Below are 13,463 nucleotides of genomic sequence, written 5' to 3' on the forward strand. Positions count from 1 at the left end.
GAATTGATCATAAAATAAAACGCCCAACACAATGTGGGCGTGATAAACATATCAAGATTAAGATATTTTATTGCGGTTATGAACCGTCGAAATGACTCGAAATCTTGCCCGCTTGAGTATTATTAAATACCTCTTCGTTAAACTCGCCCTCTGACTTAGCAATAATCACCGTTGCCACACAATCACCCGTTACGTTGACTGCCGTGCGCACCATATCTAACAGGCGATCTACACCGATAATTAAAGCAATACCTTCGACAGGCAAACCGACTTGGTTTAGCACCATCGCCAACATAATCAGTCCCACACCAGGTACGCCTGCGGTTCCAATAGAGGCTAAGGTTGCGGTAACGACTACAGCAGCATAATCAGTTAGTGAGAGTTCAATACCAAAAACCTGTGCAATAAACACTGTGGCAACGCCTTGCATGATGGCTGTGCCATCCATGTTAATGGTTGCACCTAAGGGGAGCGTAAATGCGGCAATCTTATTATCGACACCTAACCTATGTTCAGAGGCTTCTATGGTGATCGGCAAAGTAGCATTTGAACTTGCTGTTGAGAAGGCAAACAGCTGTACATCACGCATTTTCCGAATAAATATTAAGGGGTTGAGGCCTGAGAATAGTTTTAGAAGTGTAGGGTAAACAATAAATGCATGGACCAGTAATACGCCTAGTACCACGAAGAAATATTTAACCACACTCCCAAAGGTTTCTAAACCGAGTGTTAATGCGAGCTTTGCCATCAGTGCAAATACACCATAAGGTGCAAGCTGCATGATCAATGTCACGACACGCATAATCACTTCGTTTAAATCTTCAAACAAAGCCGCCACGCGCTTACCCCTTTCACCAATATGCGCAATTGCAAAACCAAAAATAACCGCAAAAATAATAATTTGCAGCATATTGCCTTCGCTCAATGCATGCATCGGATTGGTGGGGACGATATTGATTATTACACTTGAAAGACTTGGCGCCTCTTTGGCGACATACTCCATTTTCTCTGAAGCCAGAGAAGCGTTTCCGGGATGTATAAGAACTGCGCTGACAATAGCAACCACTAGGGCTATTGCAGTGGTGAATAAATAAAAGGCGAGGGTTTTACCACCTAAGCGGCCCAGCTTTGAAGGTTCACTCAGTGAACAAGTTCCGCAGACTAATGAAATAAAGACTAAAGGAACAACGAGCATTTTTAAGCTAGAGATGAAAATAGTACCAATAACGTGCAAGAAACCTTCAGTAATATAATCATTCACAATATCGCTTTCTGGGAAGGCATTGCGAAGTATGAGACCTAAAGCAATACCTGCTCCCATACCGATCAGAATTTTACTTGTAAGGCCGAGTTTATTTTTTATCGAAATTGCCATTGGAAGTCCTGTGTGTTTTTTTATACTTTCTATTTTTTGGCGCTCACAAGACTAGCAAGAAATACTTGAATATGAAATGCCATTTTACGTTAAAATATTGGCATAATTTTGAGTTAGGATGATATTAAAATAGATATTTTGTGTGAAAAAAGTGTAATGTTAGCCTATAAGTTATAAGCGTTTTGCTTAGGTATTATCATCAGAGTAACAGGGAGCCTGACAATGAAGTCAGCGTATAAAGTTTTTCTCGCAGGAATGTGTTCACTTTTCTTATTCGCATGTGGTGGTGGAGGCAGTATCTCTGATGATGGGACTGGCACTGAGCCTAAACCAAGTGTTGTGACAGTTACTCTTAGTATTTCTAATAGTGACAGTGTTTCTGTTGCGACGCCTGCTGAAGTTAAAGCAACGGTTATTGACTCCAAGACTGGTCCCCTAGCTGGCGTTGTTGTTTCATTCAAGTTAGATAATGAAGATTTAGGCTCTTTTACCCCTTCAACAGGGACGCAGTTAACGGACTCATCTGGAGTTGCAACACTTAAACTTAATACTGCAACCTTAGCGGGGGCAGGTAATATAACGGCAAGTGTTGCGAGCGGGGCTTCTATAACTAAGGGCTTTTATTCAAAGGGAGATGGTGTTGTTCAGCCGGGAACGGGGAATAAACTTAACCTATCTCTTTTTAATGCTCAGGGACAGGCTATTACTGACATTAGTTCCGCTATACAAGGAACCGTGAGTGCAATATATACAAATAGTACCGACGAACCTCTTGCTGGTAAGGTTATTACTTTTACCTCAACATTAGGTAAATTCATACCTGAATCAGGTACCGCGCTAACTGATACAAACGGCCTAGCTACAGTAATCATCACGGCCGGAACTGTCGCTGGTGCTGGTAAAATAATTGCGAAAGTAGACGATACAGAGTCAAAACCATTTGGATTTAATACTACAGGTGATGAGGTTGATGTTAAACCAATCGATGCATATAGCATTGCATTAATAATTACTGATTCACAAGGTCAAGAATTAAGAACGATTAGCCATGTTGTTCCTGGTACCGTAACGGCTTCGTTATTGAAAGACGGAGTACCTACCAGTTATCAAACTGTCTCATTCAATTTAACTGGCCAGGGCATATTAAATCCTTCATCAGGAACCGCTCTCACTGACTTAGCAGGTAATGCTTCGGTAACATTAGTGACTGGTACTGATGCAGGTGCTGGCACTGTAACTGTTAGTTTTTCACTTGAAAATGAAATAATCACCGATAGTTTTAATTTTGACGTCGTGGGTGATGCACCTGGTGGAAATGGCGAAGCTAATTCTTTATCAATACAGTTGACAAATAGTCAGACGAGTTTGCCAACCACGAATGTCAGTGCAGCACAACCGAGCAAAGTTACGGTTACTTTAATAGATAAAGATGCTACTCCATTGGTTGGTAAAGTGGTGAGTTTTAGTAGTACCTTAGGAAACTTCCTTCCAGCCAAAGGGACTGCTCTAACAGATACAATTGGTCGTGCTTCTATTATTTTAACCGCTGGTAGCATTGAAGGTGCTGGTGAGGTCACTGCAAGTTATGGTGCCGCGAAGGCTATTGTCGGTTTTGTTACCGCTGGTGATGATATTGATCCTGTAGAAGCAAGCCCTGAGATCAGTTTTAATATATATGATTGTAATGGTGTTGCTGCTTGGGACAAAACACTAAAGAACTTTGAGGTTTGTAAGATAACCGATCGTATTACAAACGATAAACCTGGCATTATTGGTGCTAAAGTGACTCGTTCTGGCAGTACGCAAGCCCTAAAACAAGTTCTTGTTACTGCCGCGACAACATTAGGTGCTATTAGCCCTAATTCAGGTACAGCAATTACGAATGCTGAGGGTAAAGCTATTCTCGACTTGTACGCGAATGGTAACGTTGGAGCTGGCGAAGTATCCTTAAAAGTCAAAGAGACTGTATCTACAAAAGCGTTTGATATTGGTCGGATAAATATAAACCTTAAAATTGAGACTGCTCTTGGGGCTGGTTTACTTCCCGCAGGAGGGGCCACAATTCTAGATGTTTCTGTTTTAAACACTGACAGTTCACTTGTAACTGGACAACCTTTTACCCTTTTATTTACATCGGAATGTACATCTGCCAATAAAGCTGTTATTGACTCACCGGTGATTACAAATGGTGGGAAAGGCTATGCTACGTATCGAAGTACAGGTTGTGAAATTCAAGATACGGTGACAGTTTCCACTGTTACAGGTGGTGGAAGTGTTAACGCGAGTACCGTGATTAAGATTGATTCAACTAAAGTAGGCTCCTTACAGTATGTGTCTGCTACGCCCACATTATTAGCGCTGAAAGGAACAGGTGGTATTGCGGGTGCCGGTGTTCGTTCAGAAACATCTGTAGTGACATTTAAATTATTGGATGAAACTGCTGCACCAGCAGGTCAGGAGCAAATTTGCTTTGAGTTAAGTACGGAGGTAGGGGGAATTAGTTTAAGCCCTGCTCCATTAGCTCAAGATTATTTAGACTGTCCAAACTTTCCTAAGCCCGGTACCTCTAACTACCCTTCAGATTTAAGTGCTCAGAATAAGTATGCAGTTGCTATAACTAACAGCTCAGGACTGGCTTCTGTTATTGTTAGAAGTGGAAATCGACCGACTCCCGTAAAAGTGTTTGCATTATGGTCTGGTAGTACAACTACGGGTCATAATGGCGTGATTTCAAATGTGTCAGATCAACTTGCAATCACAACAGGTCTTGCTGATGATAATAGTTTCTCTGTCTCAGCATCGACATTTAATCCGGAAGGTTGGGATTATGATAATGAACTTGTAGATATTGATGTTTTAGCAGCAGATCACTTTAATAACATGGTTCCAGCTGGAACAGTAATCGTTTTTACTGCAGAAGGAGGTGCTATACCAGGCTCTTGTACAACGGGTGGTTTAACTAATCCAGATGGTGCCTGCAGCGTTCAATGGCGCAGTCAGAACCCTAGACCTTTTGCTACTACACTTGTGCAATGCCCAGTACCATTTTATGGTGATACTAATCCTCCTTGTATGGGAACATCAAAGACATTATTTGATTCTGGTATAAATTCATTATTACCTCAACCTAGACCTGGTAGAGCGACTATCACAGCTTATGCTATTGGTGAGGAGAGTTTTGTTGATTTAAATGGTAATGGCTTGTTTGATGTTGTTGATACCAATAGCGATGGTGTAATAGATATTGATAAGGGTGAGACTGAACCTTTTACTGATATCTCCGAAGCTTTTACTGACCATAACGAGGATGGCTTTTATCGTAAAATTTCACAGAGTTCCTCATTAGCTGATTTGCTTGTTCAACCAGTTGGATCAGTAGGTGAAGAGTTTGTTGATTATAATAATGACGGTAAATTTAATAAAGCTGATGGGAAATACACAGGATTATTATGTGCTTCTGGCCCCAGCCTAGCATGTACTGATACAGGTTTGGATGATAATAGAGCTCAGGTAAATATATTCCGAAATATACCTATTGTTATGTCTGGCAGCACTCCTATGATCCGGTTAGTTTCTATTGATGGTGATACGATGACAAAGGCTACTGGCATCGATCTAATGGATAGAACTGATCCACTGAATCCTATCCCCAAAGGAGCTCAAACAGTTTATCTGTTTGTTTCTGATGTTAATAATAATACATTGCCATATGGAACTAAAATATCAACATCAATTGATAACGGTAAACTTTTGGTTCCCGCGGGAGGAGAGGGTTATGCTATCGCCAGTAATGCATCCAATAAACCATTAATATATGCATTTACTATAGGTCAGGAGGATCAGCCTAACCAAAAGCTCTCTGGTGCGCTTGTCGTTACAGTAAAAACGCCTAAAGGTTCACCAGTAAGTGTAACGCTGAATATCAAGGACGGTGGTTAATATACTAGATTAACATTTGTCTAATTAGTATTAAAGGCGATGATTTCATCGCCTTTAATTTTTTATCGTTCAATTTAATTAGGCTAAAATGCTATCTCTGAAACAGATAAACGCTTCCTAGTTTCATGATCTGAGTCAGTTCATCTAATGCGGTGCGTGATTCATTAATCAATTGCGGATCGGCTAAGTCTGCTGTGGTTAATCTGTCGCGGTAATGTTTATCCACCCAAGTATTTAAGCGCCCAAATAAGCCCTCATTCATTAGGGTATGTTGATTTACTGCAGCAACTTCCATGTCATTCATTGCTACTCGTAAACGCAGGCAGGCAGGGCCGCCGCCGTTTTGCATACTTTGTTTTACGTCAAAGTAAAGCACTTGCTTAATGGGGGTGTTTAGCGTCAGTAGTTCATTCAAATAGGCAAATACTGCGGGGTTTTCTTGGCAATCTGTTGGAGCAACAATAACCATTTCGCCAGAGGGCAGCGTGATGATTTGAGTATTAAATAAATAACTTTTTACGGCATCATTAATACTGACTTTTGCAGTTGGCACTTCGATGAAATACAGTTCAGTATCAAGCTTACGTTTAATTTCATCGATTTTATGCTGGGTATTTAAGAAAGCTTGTTCATGGTAAAACAGCACATTCTGGTTACCAACCGCAATAACATCATTATGAAATACCCCTTGGTCAATTACATCGGGGTTTTGCTGGATAAAGACACAATTATCCTCTTCAAGTTGATGTAAACGTGCCACTGCCATCGACGCTTCTAAGGTCTGTCTTGCTGGATATTTTTGCGGTTTAGGTGCACTGGGGTTGGTGGCTTCTTGCCCGTAAACAAATAACTCTACGCCTGCATGGCCATATTCTTTACAAAGCCTTGTGTGGTTTGCGGCGCCTTCATCACCGAAGCTATTATGCTCAGGTAGATGACTATGGTGATGAAAATAGTGGGGATCATTGAAAGTTGCTGTTAGTATGCGCCCCGTTGTGAGGGGCTCGATGCTGCGATGCAGCTTATCGACTAAGTTGGCTGGGGTGAAATGCAGTTTTCCGTCACGAGTGTCAGCGCTCGGCGAGACTGTTGCCGCATTGGCTGTCCACATACTGGATGCACTACAACAGGCATTAAGCAACATAGGCGCTTCTTTCGCGGCTTGTTGTATAACATTGGCATCAGAGCCAGAAAATCCAATTCGGCGCAATGTATAAAGGTCTGGGCGCTCTTGAGGGGCTAACATCCCCTGAACCATACCCATATCAGCCAGGGCTTTGGCTTTTTGTAGCCCTTGTTTTGCTGCGGCTTTGGGATTAGAAGCTAAGGCGGCGTTGCTCAGTGAGGCAACATTGCCAAAAGACAATCCTGCGTAATTGTGTGTTGGTCCAACGAGTCCATCAAAATTCGCTTCAAAGTGCTTCATTGCTTATCCTTGTGATAGGGAAGGTTATTATTTGTTTAGTGTCCCTGAGGGGGCCAGTATACTGTGAAGCTTTTTGAGCGCACAAGCGCACGTTTTTGTGCTCAAAGCGACTTTTTGGCCATAAATGCATAACTATTTCTTGCTTGCTGGCAAATAATGAAATATTAGTTTTTAATTACGCATATTATATTTTTACATTTTTTCAACTTTGATTAAAAAGTGACTCGCTGGTACATATAAAAGAGGGATTAACTTGAAACTATCCACACAACCCTCTATATATGGTGCCAATTTCCACCTTCTTGAGATTTTTTGGCGCAAAGTAAACTATGGGTAAATCGCTAGTAATTGTCGAATCACCGGCCAAAGCTAAGACTATTAATAAATATCTTGGCAAAGAATTCATCGTTAAATCGAGCGTAGGTCACATCCGTGATTTGCCGACATCATCGACTTCCGAAGGCAATGAAAAGGTTAAATCCGCTGCCGAAGTGAAGAAAATGTCGCCAGAAGAAAAAGCTCAATATAAAAAGGTGAAAGATCAGCAAGCGCTGGTGTCTCGCATGGGCGTAAACCCTGAAAAAGGTTGGGCGGCGAAGTATCAAATTCTTCCGGGTAAGGAGAAAGTGGTTAAAGAGTTGCAGGCGCTGGCTGATTCTGCTGACACCATCTATCTCGCAACCGACTTAGACCGTGAAGGAGAAGCTATCGCCTGGCATTTGCAGGAAGTTATCGGTGGCGACCCTTCGCGGTATCAACGCGTTGTTTTTAACGAAATCACTAAAACAGCGATTCAAGATGCTTTTAGTAAACCATCAACACTCGATACCAATATGGTTAATGCCCAACAAGCTCGTCGCTTTTTAGACCGAGTGGTGGGTTTTATGGTATCACCCTTACTGTGGAAAAAAGTCGCCCGTGGCTTATCTGCAGGACGAGTACAATCGGTTGCTGTTCGCTTAGTGGTTGAGCGCGAAAGTGAAATTAAAGCTTTTGTGCCAGAAGAGTTCTGGGATGTCCATGCTGAGCTCAGCACGCCCGCTCAAGAAGCCTTGCGGATGGAAGTGGTTAAGCATTTAGATGCTGCCTTTAATCCTATCAATGAACAGCAAGCAATGGCCGCGGTTCAAGCATTATCAGCGGCAAGTTACACAGTACTTGCTCGTGAAGATAAAGCGACTCAAAGCAAACCATCAGCTCCTTTTATTACCTCTACATTACAACAGGCTGCGAGTACGCGTCTTGGTTTTGGTGTGAAGAAAACTATGATGATGGCTCAGCGACTTTATGAAGCAGGTCACATCACGTACATGCGTACTGACTCGACTAATTTAAGTCAAGAAGCGGTAGAGAATCTACGTGAGATGATTGCCAAAGAGTTTGGTGATAAGTATCTCCCTGCAGAGCCTATTCGTTATGGTTCTAAAGAAGGCGCACAAGAAGCTCACGAAGCGATTCGTCCGTCTAATGTGCACGTGCAGGCCGCCACATTATCAGACATGGAGCGTGATGCTCAGCGTCTGTATGAGTTGATTTGGCGCCAGTTTGTGTCGTGTCAGATGACACCAGCGCAATATGATGCAACTAAGTTAACCGTAAAAGCGGGTGACTATGAGCTTAAAGCCACCGGACGTACATTACGTTTTGATGGTTGGACTCGCGTGCAAACTGCACTTAAAAAGAAAAATGAAGAAGATAGTACTTTGCCATTTGTAGCACAAGGCGATGTATTAGCATTAAAAGAGTTGCAGCCTAAGCAGCACTTTACTAAGCCGCCAGCACGATACAGCGAAGCGTCTTTAGTGAAAGAATTAGAAAAACGTGGTATTGGCCGCCCATCGACCTACGCAACGATTATTTCAACTATTCAAGACCGCGGTTATGTGAAGGTTGAAAATCGTCGTTTCTATGCTGAAAAAATGGGTGAAATAGTCAGTGAGCGCTTAGTAAGTAGTTTTGCTGATTTAATGAGCTATGACTTTACCGCCAGTATGGAGCAAACATTAGATGATGTAGCTCGCGGTGAACTCGATTGGAAAAAAGTTCTTGATGGTTTCTATGCCGATTTTACTAAGCAATTAGAAAAAGCAGAGCTCGATCCCGAAGAAGGCGGCATGCGTCTTAACCAAATGGTGATGACGGATATTAAATGCCCCACTTGTGGTCGTCCAATGGGTATTCGCACCGGTACAACGGGTGTGTTCCTCGGTTGTTCTGGTTACGAATTACCGCCAAAAGAACGCTGTAAAACGACGATGAATTTAACGCCTGGCGTTGAGGCTATTAGCGAAAACAGTGAAGATGCCGAGACCGATGCACTGCGTGCGAAGCACCGCTGTAGTATCTGTGGCACGGCAATGGATAGTTATCTGATTGATGAAAAGCGTAAGCTGCACGTCTGTGGTAATAATCCCCTTTGTGAAGGCTATGAAGTCGAAGAAGGCCAATTTAAGATCAAAGGCTACGAAGGTCCGCTGATTGAGTGCGATCGCTGTAGTAGCAATATGGAGCTTAAAAACGGTCGTTTTGGTAAGTACTTTGGGTGCACGAATAGCGAATGTAAAAATACCCGTAAATTATTAAAGAACGGTGAAGCGGCGCCACCAAAAGAAGACCCTATCTATTTGCCAGATCTTAAGTGCACTAAGTCTGATGCCCATTTTGTGTTACGTGATGGCGCGGCAGGTATTTTCTTGGCAGCCAGTACGTTCCCTAAATCACGGGAAACCCGGGCACCTCTGGTTGAAGAGCTCGTTCAATACCGTGAATTACTGTGGCCTAAATATCAATATTTAGCCGATGCTCCTGTTACCGATGATGAAGGTAATAAGGCGGTCGTTAAGTTTAGCCGTAAGACTAAAGAGCAGTATGTTGCCACTGAAGTTGACGGTAAAGCGACAGGCTGGTCTGCGCATTATGTCAATGGTAAGTGGGTAAGTGAGGCGACAACCAAGAAGACTAAGAAAAGCTAACGTCTACGAGCCTCTGATTGAAAATAAAAAAAGCCAAGTCAAATGACTTGGCTTTTTTACTATTACAGTAATCATAAAAAACAACGTTAGATTGCTAACAAATAAAACGCTGAATTGAGCTTACTCACAATAGAACAGTGACGGGCTATACAACAAAATGGCAACAAATCACCATTTCTTTTTCGGTTGAAACAGCATATCAATATCATCATCTTCATTTTTAGATTTTGCTGCACTGGGTTCAGATTGTTTCTGGGCACCCATAATTTCGTCGAGTAATAGCTTGGCTTCATCTACCTTACGAGCGATAAAAGGATCGTTAGGCGTCTGTGCTTTGATCGCGTGTAAAGTCGCAAGTGCTTTGGTAACCATTTGTTTTGATGAACCATATTGTTTCATAAAACTGGCCGCGCGTGCGCGAGAAAGCATAGAATCTACGTTGATTCTGAGCTGTAAGCTATCAATACGGCTTTCTTCCTGAGCAAAGATATTCGGATCGACTTTACCTTTATTATGTTCAGCTCTGAGTATGGCTTTTAACTTTTTTAAGGTTTGTACTAAAGCTAAAATTTGTTTGTCATTATCGGGTAATTTAAAGTTTTCAATCGGCGGCGTTTGAGCTTGACCAGATTGCAAGGTCGTTATTTGATTGTTGATATCAATTAAGCGGCGTTGATAATCTGCTTGTTGCTGACCATTACTTGTTGCCGTAGCAGCGAGCAACGCATCTTGCACGCGACGGTATAGCACTAAGGCAATATTGGTGCTGCAGGGCATCATACCTGTGTTTGATAGCACAGCTTCGGTTTCATCAATGATTGCCCTTTGACGAGCAAACTCAATGCGCCGCTCTGCCTCCGCACGTTCTTTTTGTTGTTGTAAAACGTTAATTCCGATAACAAGCAGTAAAAGCGCACCAATAAGGATCAGAACCAAGGTGAATGACATAGATGTTCCATTATTTATCCAATTGAACTAATGCTACAATAAATCAATAAACTAGCATAGTTATCTTAGCCTAGGTTATCATTTCTGTCGTATGAATCTGTAGACTTACACGCTATATTCCAATTTACTTTAGTTTTTACTATATACTATAACGATTGATTATAGCTGAGCACACTTTACGACTCAGTTGTTAATGGCATTTTGCGTAGTTAGATACAAGGAAATAAAATGAAACTGCAACAACTCAGATATATTGCCGAGGTCGTCAAGCATAACCTTAATGTATCGGCAACGGCTGAAAACTTGTACACATCCCAACCAGGGATCAGTAAACAAGTTCGTATGCTAGAAGATGAGTTGGGGATCCAAATATTTGGACGTAGCGGCAAACATTTAACCCATGTCACACCTGCAGGCCTGCAAGTTATCAGCATTGCTAATGATATTTTGGGCAAAGTTGAAAGTATTAAAAAAGTGTCTGAAGAATACACTAAGCCTGATCAAGGCGAGTTAAATATCTCCACGACCGATACACAGGCGCGTTATGCATTACCGACGATCATTCGTCAGTTCATTGATCGCTATCCTAAAGTGAACTTGCATATGCATCAGGGCACACCGTCGCAGATCAGCGAACAAGCGGCTCGCGGTGATGCCGATTTTGCCATAGCAACCGAAGCTATGCATTTGTATTCAGATTTAATTATGTTGCCTTGTTATCACTGGAATCGTTCTATTGTCGTACCTAAGGATCATCCTCTTGCAACGCGTAATCAAAATGCTCTGATTAGTATCGAAGAGTTAGCGCGTTTTCCATTGGTCACGTATGTTTTTGGTTTTGACCGTGCATCTGAAATTGAGAAAGCGTTTAATCATGCAAACTTAGAACCTCGTGTTGTATTTAGTGCAACCAGTGCCGATGTGCTTAAAACCTACGTGCGCTTGGGCTTAGGTGTTGGCGTGATTGCCTCAATGGCGATTGACCCTATCGTGGATAAAGATTTAGTGGCTATTGATGCGGGTCATCTATTTGCGCACAGTACGACTAAAATCGGCTTTAGAAAGGGCAGTTTTTTACGTAGTTATATGTATGATTTTATTCAACACTTTGCACCACATTTAACCCGCGATGTAGTTGAAAAAGCAGTAGCGTTACGGGACCAACAACTTATTGATGAAATGTTTGCTGATAAAAATTTACCGATGCGATAGAGGTTAATGTCGCTATCGCCGTTAACAAAAATAATCCATAAAAAATGCCGCTGAATAAGCGGCATTTTTTATGGATGGATATTTATAATAGGTTGGATATTTATGGGCATTTGTTTTACGACAGAATAAATCCTTCGCCATCAGCTCAAGATAAGGGGTTATGGCCTAGCTAGGATATATCCATTTTATCTAACATTTCCAACTGTGCCAGTGCTATAACTGCTTGCGTACGATTGCGTACGCCGAGTTTTCTAAAAATTGCAGTAGCATGTGCCTTAATAGTCGCTTCTGATACGCCTAAATCATAGGCAATTTGTTTATTCAATAAACCTTCAGCAAACATTTGCAGCACTTTATATTGTTGTGGTGTTAAGTCAGATAATTTACTGGCCATTTTATCAACGGCATCATCTTCAATGGGAATAATTTCAGCACCTTTTGGCAACCAAATATCGCCGAATAATACCGCCGTGAGTGCTTCTTTAAGGGCTTCCATAGACGACGATTTAGGGATAAATCCGCTACTACCATAATGAATCGCCCGGCTGATGGTATTAATGTCTTCGTGAGCTGAAATTACTACAACGGGTACGTCGGGGTAATGTGAGCGTAAATGGATAAGAGTAGAGTAGCCGTGTGAACCTGGCATTTGCAGATCCAGTAAGACAAGATCGTAATCAATATGGCGGTCATCAAGTACCGCTTGCAGTGCATCGGCGCTGTCGGCTTCAAACCACTGTGCATGCTCAAAAGCACTAGTGAGTGCTTGACGTAGTGCATTGCGAAACAATGGGTGATCATCTGCGATAATTATATTTAAGTTTTCTAGCTTCATGGCTTTTATGATTATGTTCGGTGCGCGTGAAGATTGAATTCAATGTAACAGAAAAGTAATCAATGAGCCTATTGCTTTATTCATCAATAACAACAAAATTTTTATATGTTTCTGGTTGTTAGACTTTTAGCGCTGTTTTCTCAACAGATATAAGCATCGCCCAGTAGCGATAAAAAGCCCGAGAGAACGGGCTAATCTGTATCTTTAAACCGCTTAAAAACTATCTGTTGGTCCACACTTGAGTGGGATTTCGTTGTTCGTCAACTGCAACAAAGGTAAATACTCCCCGTATTGCATGCTCTCGATGATCTTGATACATATCTTCGACATAAATGTTGACCTCAACTTTCAGTGAGGTGTTACCGACGTGGATCACCCGAGCGATAAGCTCTGCTAATGTGCCTGCTGGGATAGGCTTTTTAAAGTCAATTCTGTCTGAGCTGACGGTGACTAAGGTTTTTCGGCAAAAACGCGTCGCGGCAATAAAAGCCGTCTCATCCATCCAAGCTAAAGCTTCACCGCCAAACAAAGTATTGTGATGGTTGGTGATTGAGGGAAATACCGCTTTGATGACTCGGGCCTCAGAGGAATCAATACGCGCTTGGATGGCTGCTGGAAATTTATTTAGCGGGGTGACGGTTAAATCTGTGTCTATATTTGATGAAATGGGATCAAGCAACATACGAGAACCTAAGATTACACTGTAAAAATAAGCGTAAATTATAAAGATTTTTGCCGTTTAAAGATAGAAAACTA

8 protein-coding genes are annotated in these 13,463 nt (G+C 41.9%); 3 read left to right on the plus strand and 5 right to left on the minus strand.

Annotated features, from left to right (window positions below):
• Positions 1 to 76: 76 nt before the first annotated feature.
• A complete protein-coding gene (locus L2717_RS00595) occupies positions 77 to 1,375 on the minus strand; it encodes a dicarboxylate/amino acid:cation symporter (protein WP_220774501.1) in 1,299 nt (432 codons plus the stop codon).
• A 222-nt stretch (positions 1,376 to 1,597) separates the two neighbouring features.
• On the opposite strand from L2717_RS00595, the gene L2717_RS00600 reads away from it, so the two are divergent.
• The gene (locus L2717_RS00600) at positions 1,598 to 5,314 is read left to right on the plus strand and encodes an Ig-like domain-containing protein (protein ID WP_220774502.1); all 3,717 of its coding nucleotides are present in this window, start codon (positions 1,598 to 1,600) and stop codon (positions 5,312 to 5,314) included.
• Between the two features lie 91 nt (positions 5,315 to 5,405).
• Here the strand turns inward: L2717_RS00600 and astB are convergent, their stop codons facing one another.
• On the minus strand, positions 5,406 to 6,740 hold the full coding sequence (astB, locus tag L2717_RS00605) for an N-succinylarginine dihydrolase (RefSeq protein WP_220774503.1): 1,335 nt from the start codon (positions 6,738 to 6,740) through the stop codon (positions 5,406 to 5,408).
• A 329-nt stretch (positions 6,741 to 7,069) separates the two neighbouring features.
• Here astB and topA point away from each other — a divergent pair, with 329 nt between their 5' ends.
• Positions 7,070 to 9,712 carry a type I DNA topoisomerase gene (topA, locus tag L2717_RS00610; RefSeq protein WP_220774504.1) on the plus strand — a complete coding sequence of 881 codons (2,643 nt, stop codon included), beginning with the start codon at positions 7,070 to 7,072 and terminating at the stop codon, positions 9,710 to 9,712.
• Positions 9,713 to 9,880: 168 nt separating this feature from the next.
• On the opposite strand, the gene zomB is transcribed toward topA, so the two are convergent.
• Positions 9,881 to 10,660, minus strand: a complete 780-nt coding sequence (zomB, locus tag L2717_RS00615) for a flagellar motor control protein ZomB (protein ID WP_220774505.1) — start codon at positions 10,658 to 10,660, stop codon at positions 9,881 to 9,883.
• Between the two features lie 228 nt (positions 10,661 to 10,888).
• On the opposite strand from zomB, the gene cysB reads away from it, so the two are divergent.
• The gene (gene cysB, locus L2717_RS00620) at positions 10,889 to 11,872 is read left to right on the plus strand and encodes an HTH-type transcriptional regulator CysB (protein ID WP_220775134.1); all 984 of its coding nucleotides are present in this window, start codon (positions 10,889 to 10,891) and stop codon (positions 11,870 to 11,872) included.
• A 169-nt stretch (positions 11,873 to 12,041) separates the two neighbouring features.
• Here cysB and L2717_RS00625 read toward each other — a convergent pair whose 3' ends face one another.
• Positions 12,042 to 12,707 carry a response regulator transcription factor gene (locus L2717_RS00625; protein ID WP_220775135.1) on the minus strand — a complete coding sequence of 222 codons (666 nt, stop codon included), beginning with the start codon at positions 12,705 to 12,707 and terminating at the stop codon, positions 12,042 to 12,044.
• A gap of 220 nt (positions 12,708 to 12,927) precedes the next feature.
• On the minus strand, positions 12,928 to 13,389 hold the full coding sequence (locus L2717_RS00630) for an acyl-CoA thioesterase (protein ID WP_220775243.1): 462 nt from the start codon (positions 13,387 to 13,389) through the stop codon (positions 12,928 to 12,930).
• Positions 13,390 to 13,463 lie beyond the last annotated feature (74 nt).

This window comes from Shewanella glacialipiscicola, from assembly GCF_023283485.1.
GTDB classification, from domain to species: domain Bacteria; phylum Pseudomonadota; class Gammaproteobacteria; order Enterobacterales; family Shewanellaceae; genus Shewanella; species Shewanella glacialipiscicola.